This is a genomic window from Bradyrhizobium sp. 62B (genome assembly GCF_030272265.2).
In the GTDB taxonomy this organism is placed as follows: Bacteria; Pseudomonadota; Alphaproteobacteria; order Rhizobiales; family Xanthobacteraceae; genus Bradyrhizobium.
On the sequence record NZ_CP092841.2, the window covers coordinates 3,529,103 to 3,552,852 of the forward strand.

Sequence of the window (23,750 nt, forward strand, 5' to 3'; positions counted from 1 at the left end):
AATCCCCAGAATCGAATTGCAGGCAGCAACGAATTGGCAACGAACCTACACGAAGTGCCCGACCTCGCGCCACCCAAAGGGCAGGGACGTTCCGTTCAACCCGCTGCTGTGTGGCCGAATGTGCACGGTGGAGCGCCGCTCCAACGTGATCCAAATCACATGGCCACTTGATTTTGTCGCACGAGGCGGCGCGAGGTTCACTGCGCGCGGGCGGGAACCGCCGGCACCGGCTTCAAATTCAGGAGGTTGCCGCACAGGATCAACGCGGCGCCGAGCACGGTCCAGCCGTCGAGCCGCTCGGAATAGAGCAGCCAGCCGGCCGTCGCAGTCAGTGGAACCCGCAGGAAGTCCATGGGAACCACGATCGTCGCATCCGCGTACCGGAGCGCACTGGCGAGGCAATAGTGCGAGAAAGTGCCGCAGACTCCAATGACGAACAACCAACCCCACAAACGAGGCGACGGCCAGATCCACACGGCAAGGGTCGGCAGCAAGCCCACGACGGCCTGCACCACGATCATCCAGAACAGGATCGACAATGCGGTTTCGGTCCGGGTCAGCGACTTCGCCAAGATCATGGAAATGCTGAAGCCGATCGCAGCCCCGAGCGCGATCAATTGACCCGGATTGATCTCGCTGGTGGCGGGCCGCACGATCATGACGACGCCGACGATGCCGAGCGCGACGGCGACGATCTTCCAGAGCGTCATGCGTTCAGACAGGAACGTCGCGGCCAGCACGGCGGTCCAGATCGGCATGGTGAATTCGATCGCGACGACCTGTCCGATTCCGATCAGCGTCAGTGCGTAGAACCAGCCGAGCTGGGCAAAGTAGTGGACCCCATTGCGCGCGAGGTGCTGCGGCAGGCGCTTGGTCGCGACCGCCTTGAAGCCACCGGCGCGGTAGATGATCGGGAGGAGGAGCGTGAACCCGATCACCGAGCGCACTTCCATGATCTGGAAGACGTTCAGCTCGCGCGTGGTCTCGCGCCCGGCAACCGCCATGACCAGCATCAGCGACAGCCAGCCGGCCATCCACAGTGCAGCCATCGTTTTGGACGGTGTCGTGCTCATCGGCGCTGATTGCAGGAGAATGGAATGTGAAAGGACGGCCGGTATCGGCGACATCGCTGCCGTTTGCAACGTCCAAATCTGCGGATGCAGCGATGCACGAGGTCGTGCTAGGCATCATCGAACAACGACAAAATCGGGAGAGCTTCGCTCATGCGCATCTTGCAGCCGGCCGAATGGAAGAAACCGCGTGGCTTTTCCCATGGCGTCGTGGTCGAGGGGCCGGGTCGCTGGGTGGTCCTGGCGGGCCAGACCGGTGGCGACGACACCGGCAATTATGCGCCCGACATGGCGGCGCAGGTCGAAGGTGCGCTGAGGCGGATCATCAAGCTTCTGGGTGAGGCCGGCGCAGGACCCGAGCACATCGTCCGCCTGACCTGGTACCTGACCAGCCGCAGCGAATATGAAGCAGCCGGTGCCGGCATTGGCGCTGCCTGGAAGGAAACGCTCGGGCGCAATTTCCCGCCCTCGACGCTGCTCTATATCGGCGGTCTCGTGGACGAGCGGGCCAAGGTCGAGATCGAGGTCACGGCGTTCGTGCCGGACGCATAAAAAAATCGATCCGGCGCGGGGGCCGGATCGATTGTCAGATCGACTGCCGCGCTATTTCGACAGCGAGATATTGGCGCCGCGGAACTGGCTGTCCGCGCGCATGGTGACGGTCTGCTTGTTGCCGCTCGTCTTCAGCCCGATATTGGCATTGAAGCCGGCGGCCGAGGCGACCACCTCGAAGTTCCCGCCGCCGCCGCGGCCCTGGAGCGAGCCGGAGATATTACGGCTAGCCTCGGACCAGCTGCCGGTGATGGCGCTGCCTTCAGCCTTGACGCTGGCTGCGAGGTTGAACTTGTAAGCGTCGCTGGCGCAGGTCAGCGACATCTCCATGGTCGGACCGATCGGGGCGTATTTGGCCCGGCAGCGGATTCGTTCGGTCGAACCGTCGTCCAGGGTCACGGTGCCGGCGCCGCTCCAGCTGCCTGCCATCGGGGCGAACGGGCCGGACTGGGCCTTGCTTTCGGAGGTGACAATTCCCGCCGCAAACAAAACGGCGGCCGCCATCAGCAGCCGCCGGTTCCGGCCGTGAGCCTCGATTGGTTTATTGGCGCGACGCTTCCCATCGCCCGCTGCACGGTATGCCTGCAGATGCTCCATTCCACTTCCCCGATCCGGCGTTGCCGCTGAGTTGACCGTTAGCATATGCACCATTGATCGAAACCTTCACAAGTCCCCCACTGCCGATGGTGCCGGAAACGTTAGCGCCGGGGGCAGTGATCCTGCCGTCAGCAACCGTCAGCATGGAGCTCGCAGTCGGCTCGCAGGAGCCGCTCTTGGTCACGATCGTGACCTGCCAATTGCCGTCATAGGGGGTCTGGGCAAAGGCGGAAGCGGCGAGGGTGCCGGTGAAAACTGAAGCGGCACAGAACACCGCAATGCGAGCAAAACGCATAAATTCCGTCCTTCAATGTGTCTGATATGCTGCCGCTTATCTGGACCAAATGTGACGGAAATTTGTTGCAATGCCAAATCGAAAATTGTTCCTGCGGAAACAATGGTTTATTTGCGTTTCCGGGTTCGATTTTCCAAGCAGAATCAACGCGGCTTCACGTTAAGGGTAAACGTCGGGCAGAGAGCTTCAGGACAGGATTCGAAGGGCTTCACTGGAGGCTTGGCGCGGAGGTCGCGAACTGCTCGTCCTGAGTCTTGGCGGGCAGCGCCTTGTGGACCTTGGCGTAGTCGATCACATCGGCCAGCAGCTTGAGGCCGAGCGGCGCCAGCGCGCGCTCCCAGAGCTCCCGCGCCGTCTCACCCTTCTTGACGAAGCACCAATCCTGGGCGGCGATGGCACCGGCGTCCATGCGGTCGGCGAGATGGTAGATCGTGCCGCCGGCGATTGGATCACCTTCCTTGATGGTCCATTCCACCGCAGCCTTGCCGCGATGCCGCGGCAGCAGCGAGGGGTGATAGCCGATCCCGCCGAGCTTGGCGGCGGCGAGCGCGTCCTTGCCGATTCGAGCGTGGCTGTGCGCCGTGATGATCAGGTCGGTATCGGGGGCAATCTCGGAAGCGACCACCAGCTTCGGATTGGCCTGTACCACGACCTCGATGCCGGCCGCACTGGCGGTCGCAGCGAGGCGATCCTCGGCATCGGCCACCACGACCCGAACGATCGAGACGCCGTGCTCCCGGAGCATGTTCAGGGTGGTCACTCCGAAATGGCGGGAGCCGACGAGGGTAATGCGCATGGGTTTCCGATCCGGTCTCGCAACTGCGTCGTCCCCCGATAACACGTCCGGCCGCCCTGTCACCACCCGCGCAGCGTTAGCAGGGGTTATCAACAATGCGCCGGGGCGCGGGCTGCGACGAACACCATGATTGCGCAGCGAGCCGTTCCGGTGCTTCCATGGCGGGCATAGCACCGGGTTAGGAGCGAGCTCATGCGAAGCGCCTGGTTTTTCCTTCTCGCGGCATTGCTCTCAATCATGCCCGCCCATGCAGGCGGGACGTACCCGGCCGTGCCGCCGGAGACCGGGATCGCGCCATTCGTGGGGCCGACCTGGGACAGCTATCGTTGCGCGAGAGGTCCCGTGACCAATTTCTATCATCGCGCCTATTACGGCGAGGAGCCGCCGGCGCTCTATCGCGGCTACGCGTACCGGCCGTACTACCGCTACAGCGCCTACCGCAGATTGCCGCGCACGTACTTCTGCGTCACCGATTAGCGGTGCCGCGCGGTCCCGGTCGGCGGAAAGCGGCCGATAAGTCGGTTCCTGTGTTTCGTTTTTAACCGAGCCGAGCTGGGCGGGCTGATAAGAGTGCGTCCACCGGGGCTGGCGACATTTCAACCCGCATTCGTTTTCGAACCCGGCTTGGGCCGCTGACGCAATCGTCAGCGGCCTTTTCATGCCGCAAACCGTGAAATCATCGAATGGTAACGCGATCTCAATCAACCCGGCGTATCGACGAATCCGTCGCGGATTTGTATTGCGTACCGCGACATCGAAAATGTCCCGCCGGCGTGGGTGCGCCGCGCGGGCCTTTTCGTCGGGACAAATTTCATGCCGCGCGCAATTGAGCAGATCGTCGACAGCTATGTCCGGCTGAAGAACCGGCGTGGCCTCGATGAGTTGATGATGCACAGGCAGCGGCTCGCGGTGGAACTGAAGAGCAAATCCGGTTACGATTTCAGCCTGCCGATCGGCCAGATCGACGAGGAGATCGCGATCATCGAGGCAGGCCTCAGCCGGCTCAAGTCCGAGAATTACACGGAGATCTAGCGCAGCCTGCGAGGCAGGCTCTCGCGAGAGTCGGGGGACGCATCGTCGCAGTGCGGCGGCCGGTTCATGCATGGTTCAGGCCGGCCGTGTCTCAATGCTCAAGTCGTTTCGTGGGACACGAATCCTGCTAGGCTGGTCCCCGTGATTTGGAGGAGACGTCATGATCGAGCTCGCGCTGGCTGGCCTGATTGCTTTTGCAACCGTGCCGGCGGCATCGCCGGCGCCCATGGTGGAGCAAGTTCAGTTCAGAGGGGGGCCTGGCGGACAATGTCCGGACGGCTATGATTTCAACCACTCGAACGGCCGCTGCTATCCCAACAATTATCATGCGCCGGGCGTCTACACCGGGAATTCCGGACAAGGCTATGGGCGCCGCGCCGGCCAGTGCCCGCACGGCTACGACTACAATTACTCGACCGGCGAATGCTATCCGAACGGTGCGCATGCGCCCGGAGCTTACGCGCGTCCCGAGCCCTACGGACGCCGCGGTGGCCTCTGCCCGCACGGCTACGATTACAATTATTCGCAGGGACAGTGCTATCCGAACGGCGCACGCGCGCCCGGCATGTACCAGCGCTAGCTGATCGCGGACCGGCGCGCTTGCCGCTCAATCGCGCCGGCCGCCGTCGATCACAGTGAACAGCGGCCGCGCCGGGGTCGGCTCGACCAGCAATTCCTCCACCAGCGCGGTTGCCGCGTCGACATATTTGCGTGTCGGCTTGTCGAGCGGGCGCTTGGCCTCGTCGTCGAGCGCGATCTTTGCGGCTTCGACCAGCTTGCGCATGCGCGCCGCATGGTCGTCGCCCGCCGTCAGCGTCGCGCGCGCCAGCGAGCGCAGCACGAACAGCTCACCTTCGAGGCGAAGCAGGCGGTCATTGAGCCTGGTAAGGACGGCGTTGAGGTCGGCCATGATTGCGGGTTCAGCGCGAGGATCCGTTCTGATCTAGCGGCGATCGGTGAACGGAATCCAAACGGCGCCGGTGCAATTGGGCCCATCCTGCGGTCCGTCTCGGACGACCGTGCGGCGCAATCCGAGATGCGCGCGCGACGGACAGCCTACCATTCGACGTCAGCCCAGCGCCTCCCGAACACGGGTGGCCGCGTCTTCACGGCTTGCCAGCCGAAGAAATGATGCTTGCCGGACCAGGCGTGCACCACGCCGCTGCAGATGCTGCACTTGAAACTGCCGGTATGGGCTTCGCTGTGTTCTTCCCTGGTCGCGGTGTAGTTCATGCCGCAACCCGCACAGGTGAATTCTTCGATCGTCCAGATGCTGTTGGCCATTGCACGCAATGCTTTTGGTGACCCCGATGGCACGGTAGTCACGGGCGTTTGCAGCGGCGTAAACCGGCGCGGGAAAATCCGGTTAATAGGCGTTAGCCAAGGCCGCGTGACGTCGGATGCAGCCGCAGTCGCGGGGCCTGCGAGATCGGCGCGGCCTTCACCCGGATCAGTCGCCGCTTCGCATGTCCCGGTCGATGCGCATTTGCACGCGCCTGATCGCGAGCAGCGCCAGCCTTCCTTGCACCCGCCCGGAGCGGACCTTGCCGCCGATCGCATAGGCATAGCGCCAATAGCCGGGCGCGGCATTCGGCCTCAGCGAATAGCGGATACCGCGGTGCATGCCGGCGCATGCATCGGACTGTCCGGGAGGGCGTGTCATCGTCTTTCGAATGCGGAATGGCCCCGATGCGTTCCTAATCGTGGGCCCGTCCGGTTCCCGTCGGCTTGACGCCGGATGCGTTGCTGGCAATAACGGCTGGGCCTCGCAAGCACCGGAAGTTGCGTTCATGCCGCAAGGAAAGCTGTGCCCGTGAAAAGTCTCCGTCAGCTCCTGACGGGAGAGGACGTCATCCAGCTCGTGATCCGGCTCGGCCTGCTCGCCCTGCTGATCATCTGGACCTTCCTGATCATCCGCCCGTTCGTGCCGATCCTGGCCTGGAGCGGCGTGCTCGCGGTTGCGTTCTATCCGGCCTTCAGCTGGGTCGCCAAGGCCCTGGGCGGCCGGCCCAAGACAGCAGCACTGATCTTGACGCTGATCACGCTCGGCATCGTCATCGGTCCGGCGACCTGGCTCGGCATCAGCGCGGTGGACGGGGTGCGCGAGTTGGCGCATCAGCTTGGCACCGGCGACCTGGCGCTTCAGGCCGCGCCCGAGCAGCTCAAGACTTGGCCGCTCGTCGGCCCCTGGCTCTACGAGCTCTGGGACCAGGCCTACACCAACGTCCGCGCTGTGGTGCGCGAGGTCGCGCCGTATCTCCAGCCGCTGGCGGGCCCGTTGCTTTCGCTTGCCGGCGATGCCGGCGTCGGCACGCTCCAGTTCCTGGTCTCGGTGTTCGTGGCCGGCTTCCTGTTTCCGCATGGGCCGCGGCTGGTCGCGGCCGGACGCGGCTTCCTGTTCCGTATCGTCCCCGAGCAGAGCGAGCATTTCCTGTCGCTCGCGGGCGCGACCATCCGCGCCGTGGCGCAGGGCGTGATCGGCGTGGCGATCGTGCAGGCGCTGCTCGCCGGCATCGGATTCAAGCTCGCCGCCGTGCCGAGCGCCGGCCTGCTCGCCTTCATCGTGCTGCTGCTCTCGATCGTGCAGATCGGCGCGTTCCTCGTGCTGCTGCCGGTCATCATCTGGATCTGGACCGCCAAGGACGTCACCACGGCGCTGCTGCTCACCGTGTTTCTCGTCCTCGTCGGTTTCATCGACACCATGTTGAAGCCGCTCGTCATGGGGCGCGGGCTGACCACGCCGACCATCGTGATCTTCGTCGGCGTGATCGGCGGCACGCTCGCCCACGGCATCGTCGGCCTGTTCATCGGACCGATCATCCTGTCGGTGGCGTGGGAAATGATGATGGCCTGGATCAGGACCGAGGACCGGGCAGGCGCGGGCAAGGACTGATCTTTCGGCCATCGACGCAATCTGCCCGCGGTACCGTATCAGGACCCGAGGCCTCGCAGCCTGTGATCAAAGCGTGCCGCGAACTTGTCTGTTCGACTAGACAAGTTACGATCGGGACGATTCTGTTTAAACGACGGCAGCAATGGCGAAGTCTTCCAAGCTGGTTGCCGCGAGGCGCGGCAAGGTATTGTTGGTCCGACGCCGGTCGGACGGCCTGTGGATGTTTCCGGGCGGCCGCAAGCGTGCGCGCGAGTCCGCGAAGGATTGCCTGCGGCGGGAGATCAGGGAGGAGCTTCCCAAGCTGAAGCTCGGCAGGATCAGTCTCTGGAAAGAAGTGAAAGCCAGGAACAAGCGCTCCGGCCGCAAGATGAGCGACGCGATCTTCATTGCCAAGACGGCCAAAGGCAGGCTGTCGATCGGCGACAAGAAGGAGATCGACCGCGCGGCTTGGCAGAAGCCGCGCGGCATCCGCCTGACCGCGACCTCGCGCTACATCCGCGACCGCCTGTTTCCGAGGAAGCAGAGGCGGAGGTGAGCTAGTCCTCGCGTCCCGCCGATCGCGTCCGTCCGGCGAACCTCCTCGACTGCGTCGCGCTCGGTTCCGGTGCAGCAAGCTTCGCGGCCTCGAGCTCTCGCATCTCCTTGCGGGCTTTGCGTGCGTTGCGCATCGCGCGCTTGATGAAGGGATGCTGGGAATCCTCGGCGAAGAACAGCACCACTTCGCAACTCGGACATTGCCTGGAATAGCCGTCCTGCAACCGCCCCGCGCGATCGCGAAACACGTTCTTGCACCGCGTGCACTGAATCTGGACCGAACTCATGCGCGGACAACAATGACTTCTGAAAATGGATATTCAGCTGATCCCAAATGTCTGAAGAAAGCTTGAATGCCGCGGGGCTGGATGTCGCAGAGCGCGCGCGGCCAAGCGCCGTCGGCCGGCCGCAGCCGGCATCGGAAGAATCCGGTTCGACGGGCCCGCCGGCTGTTATTGCTTGGCCGCTATCGTCTCCAGGCAGTGGTTGAGAAAGGCGGTGCGATCCCTCGGCAGCACCTTCTCGAGATCCGCCTTCAGCGCGCATTCGCGCTGGCGCAGCTGCTCGGCCCGGCGCTTCTCGGCGGCCTCGCGATATTCGGGAGCGACTTTGTTGGGATCGACCAGCGCCTGCGTGCGGGCCGGTGCCGTCGCAAGGACTGCGATGGCGACGATGAAAAGGAATTGCTTCAAATGAGCCTCCGTAAAAGCGGCATGGTAGCGCGCCGCGCGGGCGCGCTCAAATCAGCGGTGCGGTATCCCGCTCCGGCCCGATTGCACGGGTCGAGCGGGCCGGCGGTCCGAAGAGCCTTTCGCCGGCTTTGGAACGACTTGGCGTGACAGGCGTCGAATCCTCGCTCTCGGCCCAGCCCCAAGCCCCCCTAAAGCCTCGGGCCGCGAGAAAACCTTCCCCACAAAGGTTGGCGACCTCAGGGCCCCCGCGCTGAGGTCGTTTGTTTTGCTGCGAGGTGTGTGAACCAGTTCACACGCGCGCGGTGAAATCGCTGCTATGAAGACGTCATTGCTTGACCAGTTCATTTTGCTCGAAACGCCCCAGCGTGGCTCCAAGCGCTGGGGTTTTTCGTTTCTCTCCGGGCGCAGAATGTTTACAATCGCGCCAAGCGTCGCATCGACAGACGCAGCTCCCGCACCGCGCTAGTTCCGTTCCAAGAGCTCGATCGACCAGCCCTTGTGCCGGGATCGTTGCGCCGTGCCGAACGTTGCCGCCAGGGGTGCGTTCACGGGGCAAATCTCATATGCATGGCGCGAAGTCGCCGAATCGAAAACGAAGGCGGCTGGCGTTCAGTTGACGACGGTTTACGACCAGAAACGGATTCAAGTGAGGCTTACCAAGAAGGCGCGGGTGGCCAAGAAGTCGCCGAACAAGAGGTCGCCGAAGAAGACGTTGCCGAACAGGACGTCGACAAGCAAGGCGCAGCCAATCAGGACGTCGCCAAGGACGAGCAAGGCGGTGCAGCGCGCCTCGATCTCGTCGTCGTCGCCGCTCGGGGTGCTGGCTCTGCATCTGCTTGCCCAATGGAAGCAGTCCGGACGCAGCGGCATCGTTTTTCTCGCCGAGAACGAGAACAGGGCGGAGCGGCTGGGCAGCGTCATTCACGCCCTCGACCCCTCCTGCGAAGTCCTGGTGTTTCCGCGCTTGAACACCTTGCCGTTCGACCAGCTCGAGCCGTCGCACGAGCTCGCGGGGCGCAGAGCCTCCGTCCTGGGGCGCCTCGCGAAATCCAAGAAGCCGCTCTTTCTGGTCTCGACTGCGGAAGCCGTGATGGAGCGCCTGCCGCCGCCGGCGAGCCTGTCGCGCCTCAGCGTGAGCTTGAAGGTGGGCGGCACCTTCTCCGAGCGCGAGCTCGAGACGCGTCTCGAATCCCTCGGATACGATCTCGACGACGAGCCGGATTATCCGGGCGGCGCGCTGTTCCACGGCCAGACCTTCGAGATATTCCCCGCGGGCGCGCTGGGGCCGTTCCGGATCGAGCATTCCGATCGCGCGATCAAGCGGATCGTGGCGTTCGATCCGAACGAGCACAGGATCATCTTCGAGACCAAGGAGCTTCTCGTCGATCCCATGTCGGAGCGGCTTGGCCTTGCCGGCAAACGCGGCAAGCGCGCGACGCTCTTCGACTATTGCGGGCGTGCCAAATGGATCGCCGACGCCGGGGTTCCCGCGCATGCCGACGTTTGGCTCGATACCATCGAGGAGGCCGCGCCGCGCGCCGAGCGTGAGCGCGAATATCTTGGACGGCGCGATTGGAAGCAGCTCTCCAGGGGCATGAAGGTGTTGCCGCGCGCAGCGTCCTTCCAGACCATCCCGGAGTTTTCGAAGCTGACATCCGCCAGGAAGGCGCTGCGTGCGTTCGTCGAGGAGACGCGGCGGGCAGGTTCGCGCCTTCTCCTCGTCGCTGCGCAGGAGGACGATCTGCGCGTGATGGAGCGCATGAGCGGCCTCAAGGCGCCGCGCTGCGACGATTGGGAGGAGGCGGCGAGCGGACGGAGCGGCGAGGCGGCGCTGCTGGCCGATCTCGATGCGGGCTTCATCGTGCCGGGCAAGAAGCCTCTCGTTGTCGTGACGGCCTCCGACGTGCTCGGCAGCCGGGCGCATCATCCGCAGCCGATGGCGCGCGCGTGGAGCACGGCTTTCGACCATGCCGATGTGCCCGAGCAGGGCACGGTGGTCATCCATCTGCAGCGCGGCCTCGGCGTGCTCGACGGCCTGCAGACCGTGAACACCGGCGGTGGCGCGCTGCGCGAGATGATCCGCCTGAAGTTCGCCGGCGACAATGCGGTGCTCGTGCCGCCGCCCGATCTCGCCCTGATGTGGCCCTACGCGGCCGAACTCGGCAAGCTGGCCCTCGACAAGGCGGACGGCAGCACATGGTGGGCCCGCCGCACCGAAGCCGAACGCGAAATCCAGGTCGCCGGCAAGGCGCTCGCCAAGCACATCAGCCAGCGCCGCCGGCGGCGCGGCGAAAAGCTGGTCCCGCCGGGATCGGCCTATGAGAAGTTCGTCGCGCGTTTCCCTTACTTCACGACGACCGACCAAGCCAAGGCGATCGCCGACGTGCTGGACGATCTCGCCTCCGGTCATCCCATGGACCGGGTGATCTGCGGCGACGTCGGCTTCGGCAAGACCGAGGTGGCGCTGCGGGCGGCGGCGGCCGTGGTGCTGTCGGGCAAGCAGGTCGCGATCGCCGTGCCGACGACGGTGCTGGCGCGCCAGCATGTCGCAACCTTCCAGAAGCGCTTTGCGCCGTTCGGGATCGAGCTCGGCAATCTGTCGCGGGCAACCTCGGGCGCGGAGCTGCGGGAGACCCGGGAGGGCCTGCGCAGCGGCCGGATCAAGGTTGTGATCGGCACCCAGGCGCTCACAGGCAAGGACGTCAAGTTCAGCGATCTCGGCCTCGTCATCATCGACGAGGAGCAGCACTTTGGCGCGGCGGAGAAGGCCAAGCTCGCCGGCCTTGCCAAGAACGTCCATGTGCTGATGATGAGCGCGACGCCGATCCCGCGCACGCTCGCCGCGGGTCTTGCTGGCTTCCGCGACCTCAGCGTGATCGCCTCGCCGCCGGTGCACCGGTTGCCGGTCGCGACCCGGATCGCGCCGCTGTCGGATGCCGCCATCGCCTCGGCGCTGCTGCGCGAGCAGCGGCGCCACGGCCAGAGCTTCCTGATCTGCCCACGCATCCAGGATCTCGATCCGATGCTGGCGCGGGTGCAGGCGGTGGCGCCCGACCTGCGCATCGTCTGCTTGCACGGCAGATTGGCGGCGGACGAGATCGACGATCGCATGATGAGCTTCGTCGAGGGCAGGGCCGACGTGCTGCTCGCGACCAACATCGTCGAGAGCGGTCTCGACATTCCCCGCGCGAATACCATCGTGGTCTGCTGGCCGGAGAAATTCGGCCTCGCCCAGCTGCATCAGCTGCGCGGGCGCGTCGGCCGAAGCGGTATCCGCGCCTTCGCCCATCTCCTGACCGAGACGGCGTCCGGACAATCCGAGAAGCGGCTGGCCGTGCTCGAGGAGTTCAGCCGCCCCGGCGCGGGCTTTGCCATCAGCGAGCGCGACCTCGATCTCAGAGGCGCGGGCGATTTGTTTTCGGAGCAGCAATCGGGTCACGTCCAGGTGTTCGGGCCGGTGCTCTACAGCCACTTGCTGAAGATGGCCTCGGAGAAGCTCGACGAAGGGCAGGCGGTGTGGGTGCCGGACCTGAACCTGCCGGTCGCGGACATGCTGCCGGAGACCTATGTGCAGTCCGAGCCGGTGCGGCTCGAGCTCTATGCGCGCGCCGCAAGATGCACTGACGAGGACGACCTCGAAGACCTCGAGGAGGAAACCGCCCGCCGCTTCGGACCCTTGCCGAAGGTCGCGCGCGACTTCTTCGCTGCAGGAAGGCTCAGGATCGAATGCAAGCGCAGAGGCATCATCCGCCTCGACGTCGGCCCTGAAGCTGCGGCCGCGACGTTCCTGCCTGGACGCCTGCGGAAATCCCGAGGCAAGTCGCTGCAGCGCGACGGCGATCGCGTCGTCTATCACGCCAAGATGCAGGACGCGCCGTTCGAGCGGGTCGAGGAGCTGCTCGAGTTGCTGGACGAAGGCTAGGCGCCAGGCAAAATTGCGAAAACGACCCCATGCACATTAGCTAAGTAGCGCTGGCACAAGGCTTTTTGAATCGGGCGGGAAGGGGGCGTTTGCCCCGTCGGGCAAAACAGGATGCTCGCCAGGCCCCGTACTCGAACGGGGACGCCGCGCACATCGGCCGGCCCAGCCGCTAACGTGGAATTAATTCAAAATGCTCACAATTTTAGGCAGTTGTGTAAGGGTGCTGCGTACAAGGACTCGTCGTAAGGGCGTTCCAATGGCGGCTGCCTGTTGCTCGCTCATTGGGGTCCACGCACGTGACCACGACATTCGAAACGGCAAGCTTCGTCGAAGAGCTCGACGCCGTCGCCTTGGCCGACGCGGCGTCAACGCATGAATCCGAAATTCCCGAAGCTCCGGCGCCGGTCAAGCGATCCAGCCGCAAATCGATCCTGGCCTTCTCCGTATGCGCGCTGGCCATCAACGGCGCGGCGGCCATCTATACCTCGCCAACTGATTCTTCGTCGCTGAACGTCAGCCGATTGGCCGAACTGTTCCCGCGCCGCGAAGCGTCCGAGCCAAAGCCGGATCCCGTCGTCGCGGCCCTGAAGGACATTCAGTCGGCCCAGCAGCAACACACCGCGTTGCTGCAGCAGAACAATCAGGCCGCAGATCAGAACTCGGTGATGCTGCAACAGGATTCAATGCTGCTGCTGTCGCTGCGCCAGAGCATCACGGACGAACGGGTCGATGTGAGGAAGATATCGTCGCAGCTGTCCATGCTGATGGCGAAGATCGATACACTGCAAAGCACGATGACGATGTCGGACGTCACGTCCTCCATTCGAAAAGCGCATGCGCGCTACGGACTGTCCGCCGCGATGCGCAAGCGGATGGTTCGGGAGCCCAAACCTGTAGGGCCTGTAGGGCCTGTAGCGCCTCTGGGGCCCGTGGGGCCGGTCTCGGTCGGAGGCGCTCCGCTGAGTGTGCCGGCCGCGACGCCTGAGAGCTGAAGCCAACGTCAAGCTGATCGGCTACGGACGACGTCCGCGGCGGATCGGCGCCGTCACTTCAGGGCGTGATCGATCTTGTGCGCCAAATGCCCGGTGTCGTGATCGCGGCGCAGCTGGCTCAGCGACGTCTCGTTCAACTGGGTCAGGATTTCGCTGAGCTGCGTCGCATCGGGATACCCCGCCGCAAAACTCTTTCCATAGATCTTGCGCAACGTGCCGACCAGCGTGTTGCCGTGCTTCTTGCTGATCGAGCCGTCCTTGTCGCGGTGGCGGCCGTCCAGCCCCGGTTCCTTCATGGGTCTCTCCCGTACGGCGTCTGAAGCGCCTGGAGAGAGCCTGCGCTCAAACCGGTGAACTGGCAATGGCACGGCGCGTCCGGTGAGGGTCGGCCACTACCTTGCGAAGTGCGCGCCTAACCTGACTGCTAAGCCGTTAAGCCGCGAAACAACCCAGCGCTGGTTCAACAATGCCTGGTCGAATGTCGGCCGAGCCGGATAACGGCAGGAGATCGCTTGGGATCAGGCGGCCTGCTCTTCGAACGAGGTGTAGACCCGGCCGGCGGGATCGACGACCTGAACGTCCCAGCAACCGTCCTCGACTAGCTCCCTGGCTTTCTTGAGGGCGGCGGCGAGGGAAGGCCGCTTGAGGCTGACGATACCCGCCGTGTCGAAACCGTTGATTTCAAACATGCCGCTCCTCCGGTTTGGGTGCGAATCCTACACGTTTCGGGCGGGTTGTCAGCGGGTTTTTGGGGCGGGGGAGCTGGCGTGGGTGCAGACGGGAGGCGCTGGCGGCGCGGCCGTTAAGCGCGCCAGCTCAGCTATCCCGGCCTCAATCGAGCGGGATGGTGTCCACCCGCAGGCAGGGACGACACTGGTAGGCGTGCACAGCGGGAAGCGTGAAGATGGACGGCAGGGTCGCCAAGAACGTCATCGGCCGTCTGCACTTGGAGCAGATCAGAACGGGCGGACTGTCTTTCACTGCGCAGATCATCGCCAACATGCCCAAGGAAAGAGGGCACATTAGGCGCAGGCTGCGCGGAGTTCATCTCGGGGCGACTACTGGAGTCTATCGGAATCTGGCGCGGTTATTTGCGCACGAGGCAAAACCTGTCCTGCGCGCTGCCTGGAGGTCGTCAACTGCCCTTGGCGCCTGACGGTGGCTTGTAGCGAGCTTCCAACTCCGGGAACGGCTCATAGGGAGGATAGCCACATTGAAGCTTTGCGTTGACCGAAAGAATGGCCGGCGGCGTGCCATCATCATAGATAGCGATCAGATGATGCTGGAGGATCAATCCGTCGCCGAATCTAAATTTGGAGCCAATCCGGACGCAGACACTCCACCTGCCTATACCCGGGCGGGGTGGAGTGATGGCTGCGCTTATGATTTCGTCGGCGTTCCAAAACGTATTCTTTACCGCGAGGATCGCTGCCTTCGCATCCGGCGGGCGCGGCTCGCTTGCACTCACCTGCGAGCCGGCCGGTTGATGACTGGTCGTCTGGCAGGCAGATAACGCAGGAAGTGCAACGAGTGTGGCTGCGGTTAGCATTCTCGCAATATGCAACTGAAACTCCCACGAGCGAGCGCATGCCCACATTGCGGTAAACATCTGGCGACGTATTGAGGTTGAACAACACGCCGCAGTAGAGCGCAAGATCCATAGACCTTGGGCAGGTCCCGACGAGTGTTACCTTGACGTACCCGGATGCGACGAGGAGGTCGTCCTTCGCTACTAAGTCAATGATCAGGCTTGGTGAGCGCGCTGGGGCTCGAACCCAGGACCCCGTGATTAAAAGTCACGTGCTCTACCGGCTGAGCTACGCGCTCCCATGGCCGCTGATGGCTTTGACGAAGGTCGCCATCGTGTTCGGACATTCGAGAAGCATGTCTTGCCGCTACGCGCGATTTGCGTCGCGGGGAAAAACCGGCTGTTTCCGGATCATGCTTTCGGCCTGCGCTGTGTAGGGGGAGTGGCTGCGCAGGTCAATAGTCCGGGGCGCTGCCGAAACTCATGGCAGCAGCGGGGATTTGCTCGCGGTCTCCGCAGCTTAGGCCGGAATTCTCAACCCGATTGTCGGGCCACCATCCACGTCGAAGAGCTCGTGACTTTTAATCATGAGGTCCCGACTGGCCGGGAGCCCGTCAGTTGGTCTCCCGCCGCACTTCGTTCGGCACCGCCTGCGGCGCGCCCACGGGGGGCAGCGCGACGGGGCGGAGGCCGATCAGCTCGGCGGTGCGGATCGCGCTGTCGCGCCAGAACTGGAACGAGTTGATGCGGCTGAGCTCGAGGATGGCGATCGCGACGGCGGCCAGGAACGGCAGGCTCTGCAGCACCAGCACGCCGGCGAAGATGTAGATCTCGGTGATCTGCCGGAAACTGTTGGAGGCGATCAGGACGCCGGCGCCGACCAGGAGCAGGGTGCCGATCACGGCCTCCCAGAAAGCCTGAAACTCGATCGACATGCGGCTGAGGCCGCCCTTGGAGGTGCGGGCGAAGGCGATGTGCTCTGTGATGAGGCCCTGCGCCACCGCGCGCGACACCGTCCATTGCACGCTCATCGCCGCGATCATGGCGCCCAGCATCTGGCCGGGCTTGATGGCGACGCGGGCGCGGTACATCGACAGGAAGTGCACCAGCGAGACGATGAAGGCGCCGATGATCGGCAGCGTCAGGATCTTGTCGGGAATGGCGATGTCGGCGAAGGCGACGATCGGCACCCAGACGAGATTGAGCAGGGCCACCACGACGCCGAGGCTCTCGGCACCCAGCCAGTTCAGCCAGCCGAGGCCGTATTCGCGCTTCTGGTCGGCGGTCAGCCGGCTCGCGCCGGGCAGGAAGCGGCGCCAGTGCTTCTTGACGATCTGCAGGCCGCCATAAGCCCAGCGGTGGCGCTGCTTCTTGAAAGCCTCGTAGGTGTCCGGCAGGAGGCCCGCGCCGTAGCGGGTGTTGGTGTAGTGGGTGGTCCAGCCGAGCTCCTGGATCGCGAGGCCAAGATCGCTGTCCTCGCAGATCGTGTCGGACGACCAGCCGCCCGCCATGTCCATCGCGGCGCGGCGGATCAGGCACATCGTGCCGTGCACGATGACGGCGTTGAGCTCGTTGCGCTGGACCATGCCGATGTCGAAGAAGCCGGCATATTCGCCGTTCATGATGTAGTGCATGATCGACAGATCGCCGTCGCGGTGCTCCTGCGGCGCCTGCACGAGGCCGACGCGCGGATCGGCGAAGGCGGGCACGAGGTCCTTCAACCAGTCGGGCTCGACCACATAGTCGGCATCGAGAATGCCGATGATCTCGGCATCCGCGGCAGTGCGCTCCATCGCGATGCGTAGCGCGCCGGCCTTGAAGCCCTGCACCTTCTCGGCGTTGATGAACTTGAAGCGTTCACCGAGCGCGCGGCAGTGATCCTGGATCGGCTGCCAGAACGCGGGATCCGGCGTGTTGTTGATGATGACGACGCATTCGTAGTTCGGATAGTTCAGCCGCGACAGCGCATCCAGCGTCTGCTTCAGCATGTCGACCGGCTCGTAATAGGCCGGAATGTGGATCGAGACTTTCGGGCAATATCCTTCGGGCACGTTCTCGACCGGCTTGTCCCTGGTGATCAGCCGCTGCGGCGGCCGGCCGAAGGCGACTGCGGCGATCTCGTCGATGCGCGCCATCGCGATGAGGACGAGAGGAACAAGCAGGATCATGCCGAGCGTCAGCGCGAAGGCCGAGCCGAAGATGAAATAATGCCCGTTCCAGAACGCGAACACGGTCGCGGCCCAGGCGCCGACGCCGTTGGCGGTCGCCGACAGCAGGGCCGCCTGTTTCGCGGTCGGTTTTTCAATCCGCAGGATCGGCAGCGACAGGAGGACGCCGACCAGCAGCGCGATGCCCATCAGCTTCCAATAGTCGGGGTTCTCCACCGGGCCGGTCCAGGCGAATTTCGGCTCGCGGCTGGCGTTGAGGATGCCCCAATACGGACCGACGCCGCCTTCGAAATACTTCCAGGGCTGATCGATGGCTTCGACGATGTTGTAGTCCATGCCAAGCGCGTCGGCACGGCTGACGAAGTTGCGCAGTGTCAGGGCTTGCTGGAACGGACCAGGGTCCGCGTTGCGCAAATTATAACCCGCGCTTGGCCAGCCGAATTCGGCGATGACGATGCGCTTGCCCGGAAACTGATTGCGCAAAAGATTGTAGCGGTCCACAGCCTGGTCGACCGCCTGGTCCGAGCGGAAATTTTCCCAATAGGGCAGGACGTGCGCGGCGATGAAATCGACGTTGGAGCCGAGCTCGGGATTGTCGCGCCAGATGTTCCAGATCTCACCGGTGGTCACGGGCACGCGGACCGCGGCCTTGACCTGCTTGATCATCTCGATGAGGTCTTCGACCTTCTGCTCGCCGCGATAGATCACCTCGTTGCCGACGACGACGCCGTTGACGTTGCTGTTCTTGCGGGCGAGGGCGATCGCGGCCTCGATCTCGCGCTTGTTGCGATCCTTGTCCTTGTCGATCCAGGCGCCGACCGTGACCTTGAGGCCGAACTCGGCCGCGATCGGTGGCACCAGTTCCACACCGCCCGTGGACGAATAGAGACGGATCGCGCGCGTCATGGTCGACAGCGTCTTGAGGTCGGCGCGGATTTTCTCGACGGTCGGGATGTTGTCGATGTCGGGGTGGGCCGAGCCCTCGAACGGCGCGTAGGACACGCTCGGCAGCAGGCCCTTGAAATCGGGCGCGGGTTCCTTGTCGCGCAGGACCCCCCATAGTCCAGCGTGAAGCGCAGACACAAGCAACAAAACGGCGGCGACAACGCGCATCGCGGCTAAACCAAAAGGGGCTGAGGGGGCAGGGAAGCGGATCCGACCCCGAGATCCGACCAAGTCCGCGGCAAAGGGAGCATATCTCCGCCGCGCGGTTTCACAACTGTCATGGCCTCATGTCCTTATGAGGGCATGGCCTTTTTCGAACGACGCGCGGCAGTGCCAACCGCGTCTATGCCCGATCGTTCCTGAACGAGAGCTGAAACGACCGAGTCTGTTTAGGATCCAAATCCGTTTAAGATCCAAGTCTGTTTGAGATCTTGGGCTATTTCGGGGGCGCCGGCGACGGGCTTGCCGCAGGCGAGGGGCTCGCGGCCGGCTGCGGCTGCGCATTGTTGGCGGCCGGAGCCGCCGGCTGGGCGGCCGAGGCCGCCGCCTGCTGCGGCTGGGCCGCCGGGTTGATCCAGCAGGCGTGCACGCGGCTGTCCAAGGTCTCGGCGACCTTGGGGTCGATCTGGCCGCCGAACCGGGTCAGGCAGCGGAACGCGGCCTGGATATGGCCGCCGGGGCAGCCGAAGCGGTCGTAGAGGTCGAGATGGCGGAACGCGGTATCGAGGTCATCCCGCCACATCAGCCGCACCACGCGCCGGCCGAGCCAGACGCATTCGGGATTGCCGCCCGGACCGTTGATGACCTGGGCGGCTTCCGCGAACTCGTCGGTGCGGCGCTGGTTCTGGGCGGCATCCTTGGCGGCGTCGGCAGGCTGGGCGGCGGCCTTGCCCTGATCCGGGGCCGGCGTGCCGCTCTGGGCGGAGGCGCCACCGAGACCGGCGAAAACGAGAAGGCAGGAGACGGCCAAGGTGGCGGCGAACTGCCGCAGGACCGCATTTCGTGACTCGAACACCCGTTGCCGCATGAAATCCCCAATGTATGCGCTGGCCGTCCGCGTCAGGATCCCGCGGACGCGTCGGTGATGGCGTCCAAATGGGTCTCCAATGCGGCGGAAAAGTCTTTCGGAGTCCATGACCTGTATTTGGAATTTTGTCCAGCAAAGTCACGATGCTAGGCCTTGGTCGAACGGCCGCAGCCCGAATCCTTGAAGGAGAAGCGGAACGCTCGAATGGATTGGCATCTGGGCACCCGCTTGGACCCCCCTTGGCAGACGGCGTGCAAGCAGGTAATCGACGGGCCCTTCGCGGAGGACGGAACCGATTTCTCTTCGTACGCCACTGGCGCTTCTGCTCGTTTCACTGGGTGCGATTGCTGCCGTGTGGTGGTGGTTGGCGACGCCGATCACGCTCGCGCGCGCCCCGATCGATCCCGCGGACAAGGTCCAATGCGTCTCCTACGCGCCGTTCCGCGGCGAGCAGACGCCGCTGGAGGCGTGGACCCATATCGACGCCGAGCAGATCGAGCAGGATTTGCGCCAGCTCAAGGAGATCACCGACTGCGTCCGCACCTATTCGATGGAGAACGGGCTCGACCAGGTGCCGGCCATCGCCGCCAAGGTCGGCGGACTGAAGGTGCTGCAGGGCATCTGGCTCTCCAGCAACCGCACCAAGAATTATGAGCAGGCCGGGCTCGCCATCCGCCTCACCAAGGAATTCCCCGGCATCATCACGGCGGTCATCGTCGGCAACGAGGTGCTGCTACGCGGCGAGATGACGATGGCGGACCTCGTCTCCATCATCCGTCTGGTGAAGACGCAGGTCAGCGTGCCCGTCACCTATGCCGACGTCTGGGAGTACTGGCTGAAGAACCGCGAGGTCTATGACGCCGTCGACTTCGTCACGATCCACATCCTGCCCTATTGGGAAGATTTCCCGATCAAGGCGAAATTCGCCTCGGCCCATGTCGAACAGATCCGTGAGCGGATGGCGGTGGCGTTTCCCGGCAAGGAAATCCTGATCGGCGAGACCGGCTGGCCGAGCGAGGGTCGCATGCGCGACGGCGCGCTGCCGTCACGCGCCAACCAGGCGCGGGTGGTCTCGGAAATCCTGGCCCTGGCGAAGGCGCAGAAGTTCCGCGTCAATCTGATCGAGTCCTACGACCAGCCGTGGAAGCGCAAGCTGGAAGGCACCGTCGGCGGCTATTGGGGCCTGTACGACTCGGTGCGCCGGAGCCTGAAATATCCGCCGGGCGAGCCGATCAGCAATTTCCCCTACTGGAAATGGTACATGGGCGCGGGCATGGGCCTGTCCGTGCTGGTGTTCGCGGTCGCCCTCATCACGCTGCGCCGGCGGCCGTGGACGCCGCGCTTCTCGGCCTGGCTCGGGGTCGCGATCTCGGCGACGACGGCGGGGAGCCTGCTCGGGATCGGCGCCGACAAGATGTATTACGAGAGCTACGGCATTGGCGGCTGGCTGCTCTGGGGCGCGCTGCTGCTCGCCGGCATCCTGTCGCCGATCTTCTGCGCGCAGGCCATGGTGATCGGCCGCAGCCTGCCGACCTTCCTCGACCTGCTCGGTCCGCGCGAGGGGCGGAAATGGTCAAAGCTCACCGCCGTGCTGGGCCTGACGCTCGCGGTGGCGGCGGTGATCGCGGCCGCGACCGCGCTCGGCTTCGTTTTCGACCCGCGCTACAAGGATTTTCCCTACGCCGCGCTGACGATGGCGGTGGTGCCGTTTGCGCTTCTGATGCTGAACCGGCCGCAGACCGGCCAGCGTCCGATCGCGGAATCGGTGTTTGCGGGCGTGCTGGCGCTGTCGGCGGTCTTCGTGCTCTTCAACGAAGGCCGCGACAATTGGCAGTCGCTGTGGACCTGCGCGATCTATCTGCTGTTCGCGCTCACGCTGTGGCGGGCGCGGGCCGAGCAAATCCAAGAATGAACAGGCCGATTGCAAGGCCCGACAGCACGACATTGTAGAGCACGATGCCGAGGCCGGCCGCGATGATGCCGACCGTCAGCAGCACGATCGACGGCCGCATCAGGTTCAGCGTCGCAACCACCAGCGCGACGATGCCGAACACCGAATTCTTGAACAGCACGGTCGAGACCGAGCGCCCTTTGCAGATCAGCGTCTGAAGCCCGGCGTCGCAGGCGAGTGCGACCTGCGATAGCTCGATCGCGAGGTAACGCAGATAAAGTGCATAGCCGACGGATGCGAAGCCGACGACGATCAGGAACTGCACCTGGTAGGGCGTGAGGCGGAAGGGCTTTTTTGTCATGGCGGCAATATGGTCGGGATGGCCGGGGCAGGCAACAGGGCAGGTGACGTTTCTTGTCCGGCTGGCTTAGGGCGTGTGCGATGACCCGTCAAAGCCGGCTTTGCGTCCGGCTCTGTTCCGCCAGCCGGCGCTCGTATTTTTCCGCCAAGGCAAGCAATCGTTTCCTGATATGGGGATCCGCCCGGTCCGCCAGCTCGCGGATCAACGCGAGCTGCTCCCGCAGGAAATTCGCGTCCGCCGTCATCTCCGCTCCGAATCAAATCCGTCGCGGATCATGCCGGGTTACGTCGGCTTCGTTCGTATCATTTGGTACGCTCGCCCGACCGGCGCGCGCCGGCGGCCAGGCTATTTCAATCCCAACCGGCGCTCGATCCAGCCGAGAACGAACAGCACGAGCAACGTGACCGTGATCGCAGCGCCGACGAGGAGCCAGGCTCCCAGCGCGCATGCAATTCCGAGCCCCGCCGCGATCCAGACGGTCGCCGCCGTCGTGAGGCCGTGAACGGTCTTTGCCTTGGCATCGTGCAGGATGACGCCCGCGCCAATGAAGCCGACGCCGGTCAGCACCCCGGCGACGACGCCCTGAATGACCCGGGAGATCGCATCCGGATGGTCGCGCAGATTCTGAAACTCGATCACGGAGATCGACACGAGCGCGGAGCCGAGCGCCACGAGCGAGAGCGTCCGCATTCCCACCGGCTTGTCGTTCATGTCGCGGTCGATGCCGATCAGCAGGCCCGTACCCGCCGCAACGAGAAGTCTCAGCACATCGTCAAGTTCGTTCATGGGATTCCGCGAGTTTCGCAAGGAGATGCGACGCGTGGAGCGCGCTGTGAATGAACGCAAATCCGCGGCAAATGGGTAGCGCAGGTCGCAGCGTCCGATCGCCGCATGCAAGCGGTCGCCGTCGAGATGAGCGGCGTCCTACCGCCTGAAGAAGGATGTCAGTGTCGATGCCGCCGACGCCGTCTCCGGCTTGGCCGGTGCTGGCGGCGCTGCGGGCGGTGGCGCGGGCTCCTCGCGCTTCGACGATCGCTTTGAAGAATAGCCACGGCGGCGCTGCGGCTTTTCGGGCTTGGCGCTGGGCGCGGGCGCGGTTTCGGCTTGCGGGGCCGCGTCCTGGTTTTTCTCCGTGTTCTTCTCTTGAACCCTGTCCTGAGACTTTTCCTGTCCCTTCTCCGCCTTTTCCGAGCCGCGCATCGACAGGCGCTGGCCGTCGAACACGGTGGTCTCGCAATGACGGTTGCTCTCAGCGAGGCTCGCGCAGAATTTCGCGGCGGCGGCGGCGTTGACCAGGGGGCCGGCGCCCAAGCGGAGCTGCATTCCGAGCCCGGTATTGCCTTCCTTGATCATGATGATCGGTCGCAGCGCCGCGATTTCCGGATTGGATTTGGTCACGCCGCGCCAGAGCGCGCGCAGGCCGTCCACCGAATTGGCACCGCCGAGATCAATCGCGAAGCGCGTCTGCTGAACCGCGATCGCGGGGGACTCGCTCTCGGTTGCTTCTGCTGGCTTGGCGGTTGCCACGACGGCTTCGGTCGGACCGGGTGTCGGCTCGATCTTCTTCTCGGAAACCTTCTCGTTCGTCTCCGGCTGCATCAATTTCGATGCGGCCGGATCGGGCGGCGCCATGATCGACTTGGACGGTACCAGCGAGACGGCCGGCAAAGCTGAAGTCATGGAAGGCGACTGCTGGACTAGCGAGGCGGCAGCGGCAGTCTGCGGCGGCGGGCTCGGCGGCTCCTTTGCAACTTCCTTCAGCGTGTCCCTGGATGCTTCCTTGGAAGTATCTCTGGACGTGTCCTTGGAGGTGTCTTTGGACGTCTCCTTGGCAGCCTCGGTCCGAGGCTTGTCGGCGGCGGCAGCAGGCGTCGAGGCTACCGGTGCGACGCTCGGGGCTGCGGGCCCGGCATCCTGTGCCTTACCGGCCTGCGGTGCCGCAGTGGTCTGCTTGGCGATGGCGCCGGTGACGGAATCGAGCCCTTGCTCCAGCACGGTGACGCGCGAATACAGCCGGTCGCGATCGGTATTCAGCGTCTCGATGGCGGCAGTGAGCCGGCGAGCCTCGTTCTGGCTCTCCCTGGTGAGCAGCTGGAGCCGGTCGGCCTGGCGCGCCAGATCGGCGGACGCAACCTGGTCGCGCCGCCAGCCGAGCTGAGCCTGATTGGCCATGACCGCGATGGTGACGGCGGCAACGGCCGCCACGCCCCACGAGCCGAGCCGCCACATCATGCGGCGGTCGAACGCGCCTTCCTCAGCCACAAGTCCGGAGAATAGCCCGCCGGTCTCCTTGGTGCCGAAGGCGTCCGCTAATGGGTCGGAATCCTTTGCCATGAACGTTAAGTGCCCAGCCCCGAAGCTTCCCCGAATCAATCAGGGAACATTAACAGGAAAACCCCGTCGCACTTGAATTCCGGGCGTTTGCGGGGGTAGCAAGGCGAGACCCTTTGCGGGC

The 23,750-nt window shown here is 64.4% G+C and carries 28 protein-coding genes, 1 tRNA gene and 1 pseudogene; 9 read left to right on the plus strand and 21 right to left on the minus strand.

The genetic code is table 11. From position 1 onward, the window contains the following. Positions 1-197: 197 nt before the first annotated feature. On the minus strand, positions 198-1,073 hold the full coding sequence (locus tag ML401_RS16540; RefSeq protein WP_259208950.1) for a DMT family transporter: 876 nt from the start codon (positions 1,071-1,073) through the stop codon (positions 198-200). Positions 1,074-1,223: 150 nt separating this feature from the next. On the opposite strand from ML401_RS16540, the gene ML401_RS16545 reads away from it, so the two are divergent. Next, positions 1,224-1,622 carry a RidA family protein gene (locus ML401_RS16545; protein ID WP_285812478.1) on the plus strand — a complete coding sequence of 133 codons (399 nt, stop codon included), beginning with the start codon at positions 1,224-1,226 and terminating at the stop codon, positions 1,620-1,622. 51 nt (positions 1,623-1,673) lie between these two features. Here the strand turns inward: ML401_RS16545 and ML401_RS16550 are convergent, their stop codons facing one another. The 3 genes from ML401_RS16550 to ML401_RS16560 form a co-directional block, all read right to left on the minus strand. After that, a complete protein-coding gene (locus ML401_RS16550) occupies positions 1,674-2,219 on the minus strand; it encodes a hypothetical protein (RefSeq protein WP_259208954.1) in 546 nt (181 codons plus the stop codon). Next, entirely contained in the window at positions 2,164-2,514 is a 351-nt protein-coding gene (locus ML401_RS16555) for a hypothetical protein (protein ID WP_211417491.1), read from the minus strand. The genes ML401_RS16550 and ML401_RS16555 overlap by 56 nt, the downstream gene beginning before the upstream one ends. Positions 2,515-2,722: 208 nt before the next feature. Next, complete coding sequence (locus tag ML401_RS16560; protein WP_211416955.1) at positions 2,723-3,310, minus strand: formyltransferase family protein; 588 nt, start codon at positions 3,308-3,310, stop codon at positions 2,723-2,725. A gap of 237 nt (positions 3,311-3,547) precedes the next feature. Between ML401_RS16560 and ML401_RS16565 the strand changes: the two genes are divergently transcribed. The 3 genes from ML401_RS16565 to ML401_RS16575 all read left to right on the plus strand — a co-directional run bounded on the left by ML401_RS16565 (position 3,548) and on the right by ML401_RS16575 (position 4,922). Continuing rightward, positions 3,548-3,787 carry a hypothetical protein gene (locus tag ML401_RS16565; protein ID WP_285812479.1) on the plus strand — a complete coding sequence of 80 codons (240 nt, stop codon included), beginning with the start codon at positions 3,548-3,550 and terminating at the stop codon, positions 3,785-3,787. Positions 3,788-4,123: 336 nt separating this feature from the next. Beyond that, the gene (locus tag ML401_RS16570) at positions 4,124-4,342 is read left to right on the plus strand and encodes a hypothetical protein (protein ID WP_285812480.1); all 219 of its coding nucleotides are present in this window, start codon (positions 4,124-4,126) and stop codon (positions 4,340-4,342) included. A 160-nt stretch (positions 4,343-4,502) separates the two neighbouring features. Then, on the plus strand, positions 4,503-4,922 hold the full coding sequence (locus tag ML401_RS16575) for a hypothetical protein (protein ID WP_211416957.1): 420 nt from the start codon (positions 4,503-4,505) through the stop codon (positions 4,920-4,922). 27 nt (positions 4,923-4,949) lie between these two features. On the opposite strand, the gene ML401_RS16580 is transcribed toward ML401_RS16575, so the two are convergent. From ML401_RS16580 to ML401_RS16590, 3 genes are all read right to left on the minus strand, one after another. Further along, the gene (locus tag ML401_RS16580; RefSeq protein ID WP_018317940.1) at positions 4,950-5,252 is read right to left on the minus strand and encodes a hypothetical protein; all 303 of its coding nucleotides are present in this window, start codon (positions 5,250-5,252) and stop codon (positions 4,950-4,952) included. A gap of 146 nt (positions 5,253-5,398) precedes the next feature. Then, complete coding sequence (locus tag ML401_RS16585) at positions 5,399-5,626, minus strand: hypothetical protein (RefSeq protein WP_028144530.1); 228 nt, start codon at positions 5,624-5,626, stop codon at positions 5,399-5,401. A gap of 166 nt (positions 5,627-5,792) precedes the next feature. Beyond that, a complete protein-coding gene (locus ML401_RS16590) occupies positions 5,793-6,005 on the minus strand; it encodes a hypothetical protein (protein ID WP_211417519.1) in 213 nt (70 codons plus the stop codon). 144 nt (positions 6,006-6,149) lie between these two features. On the opposite strand from ML401_RS16590, the gene ML401_RS16595 reads away from it, so the two are divergent. Together ML401_RS16595 and ML401_RS16600 are read left to right on the plus strand one after the other, a co-directional pair. Further along, positions 6,150-7,235 (plus strand): AI-2E family transporter, encoded by a 1,086-nt coding sequence (locus ML401_RS16595; protein ID WP_211416958.1) that lies wholly within the window; start codon positions 6,150-6,152, stop codon positions 7,233-7,235. A gap of 142 nt (positions 7,236-7,377) precedes the next feature. Further along, positions 7,378-7,770, plus strand: coding sequence for an NUDIX hydrolase (locus tag ML401_RS16600; RefSeq protein ID WP_211416959.1), 393 nt, complete (start codon positions 7,378-7,380; stop codon positions 7,768-7,770). Between the two features lies 1 nt (position 7,771). On the opposite strand, the gene ML401_RS16605 is transcribed toward ML401_RS16600, so the two are convergent. The 3 genes from ML401_RS16605 to ML401_RS16615 form a co-directional block, all read right to left on the minus strand. Next, complete coding sequence (locus tag ML401_RS16605; protein ID WP_374762321.1) at positions 7,772-8,017, minus strand: hypothetical protein; 246 nt, start codon at positions 8,015-8,017, stop codon at positions 7,772-7,774. A gap of 204 nt (positions 8,018-8,221) precedes the next feature. Then, positions 8,222-8,461, minus strand: a complete 240-nt coding sequence (locus ML401_RS16610; RefSeq protein ID WP_285812481.1) for a hypothetical protein — start codon at positions 8,459-8,461, stop codon at positions 8,222-8,224. A gap of 642 nt (positions 8,462-9,103) precedes the next feature. After that, the gene (locus ML401_RS16615; RefSeq protein ID WP_194408518.1) at positions 9,104-9,382 is read right to left on the minus strand and encodes a hypothetical protein; all 279 of its coding nucleotides are present in this window, start codon (positions 9,380-9,382) and stop codon (positions 9,104-9,106) included. Between ML401_RS16615 and ML401_RS16620 the strand changes: the two genes are divergently transcribed. Together ML401_RS16620 and ML401_RS16625 are read left to right on the plus strand one after the other, a co-directional pair. Beyond that, positions 9,279-12,383, plus strand: coding sequence for a DEAD/DEAH box helicase (locus tag ML401_RS16620; RefSeq protein ID WP_285812688.1), 3,105 nt, complete (start codon positions 9,279-9,281; stop codon positions 12,381-12,383). The genes ML401_RS16615 and ML401_RS16620 overlap by 104 nt on opposite strands. Positions 12,384-12,679: 296 nt before the next feature. Beyond that, positions 12,680-13,375, plus strand: a complete 696-nt coding sequence (locus ML401_RS16625) for a hypothetical protein (RefSeq protein ID WP_285812482.1) — start codon at positions 12,680-12,682, stop codon at positions 13,373-13,375. A 53-nt stretch (positions 13,376-13,428) separates the two neighbouring features. Here the strand turns inward: ML401_RS16625 and ML401_RS16630 are convergent, their stop codons facing one another. From ML401_RS16630 to ML401_RS16660, 7 genes and pseudogenes are all read right to left on the minus strand, one after another. Then, positions 13,429-13,671: a hypothetical protein gene (locus ML401_RS16630; protein WP_194408050.1), complete on the minus strand. Its 243-nt coding sequence runs from the start codon at positions 13,669-13,671 to the stop codon at positions 13,429-13,431. A gap of 46 nt (positions 13,672-13,717) precedes the next feature. Next, positions 13,718-13,771, minus strand: a pseudogene (locus ML401_RS16635) (hypothetical protein); the annotation flags it as partial. A gap of 122 nt (positions 13,772-13,893) precedes the next feature. After that, positions 13,894-14,064 carry a hypothetical protein gene (locus ML401_RS16640; RefSeq protein ID WP_194408051.1) on the minus strand — a complete coding sequence of 57 codons (171 nt, stop codon included), beginning with the start codon at positions 14,062-14,064 and terminating at the stop codon, positions 13,894-13,896. Between the two features lie 446 nt (positions 14,065-14,510). Then, positions 14,511-14,939 (minus strand): hypothetical protein, encoded by a 429-nt coding sequence (locus tag ML401_RS16645; protein WP_285812483.1) that lies wholly within the window; start codon positions 14,937-14,939, stop codon positions 14,511-14,513. A 187-nt stretch (positions 14,940-15,126) separates the two neighbouring features. Next, positions 15,127-15,202: transfer RNA gene (locus ML401_RS16650), tRNA-Lys, on the minus strand. 315 nt (positions 15,203-15,517) lie between these two features. Next, positions 15,518-18,184, minus strand: coding sequence for a glycosyltransferase (locus ML401_RS16655; protein WP_285812484.1), 2,667 nt, complete (start codon positions 18,182-18,184; stop codon positions 15,518-15,520). A 268-nt stretch (positions 18,185-18,452) separates the two neighbouring features. Beyond that, the gene (locus tag ML401_RS16660) at positions 18,453-19,043 is read right to left on the minus strand and encodes a beta-1-3, beta-1-6-glucan biosynthesis protein (RefSeq protein WP_211416966.1); all 591 of its coding nucleotides are present in this window, start codon (positions 19,041-19,043) and stop codon (positions 18,453-18,455) included. 352 nt (positions 19,044-19,395) lie between these two features. On the opposite strand from ML401_RS16660, the gene ML401_RS16665 reads away from it, so the two are divergent. Then, a complete protein-coding gene (locus tag ML401_RS16665) occupies positions 19,396-20,955 on the plus strand; it encodes a beta-(1-6) glucans synthase (RefSeq protein ID WP_285812485.1) in 1,560 nt (519 codons plus the stop codon). Here ML401_RS16665 and ML401_RS16670 read toward each other — a convergent pair. The 4 genes from ML401_RS16670 to ML401_RS16685 form a co-directional block, all read right to left on the minus strand. Further along, positions 20,915-21,295 (minus strand): hypothetical protein, encoded by a 381-nt coding sequence (locus ML401_RS16670; RefSeq protein ID WP_211416968.1) that lies wholly within the window; start codon positions 21,293-21,295, stop codon positions 20,915-20,917. The two genes, ML401_RS16665 and ML401_RS16670, sit on opposite strands and share 41 nt — an antisense overlap. Positions 21,296-21,383: 88 nt before the next feature. Beyond that, positions 21,384-21,539, minus strand: coding sequence for a hypothetical protein (locus tag ML401_RS16675; RefSeq protein ID WP_194408058.1), 156 nt, complete (start codon positions 21,537-21,539; stop codon positions 21,384-21,386). A gap of 101 nt (positions 21,540-21,640) precedes the next feature. Continuing rightward, positions 21,641-22,081 (minus strand): MgtC/SapB family protein, encoded by a 441-nt coding sequence (locus tag ML401_RS16680; protein WP_211416969.1) that lies wholly within the window; start codon positions 22,079-22,081, stop codon positions 21,641-21,643. Positions 22,082-22,219: 138 nt separating this feature from the next. Next, complete coding sequence (locus ML401_RS16685; protein WP_285812486.1) at positions 22,220-23,629, minus strand: hypothetical protein; 1,410 nt, start codon at positions 23,627-23,629, stop codon at positions 22,220-22,222. Positions 23,630-23,750 lie beyond the last annotated feature (121 nt).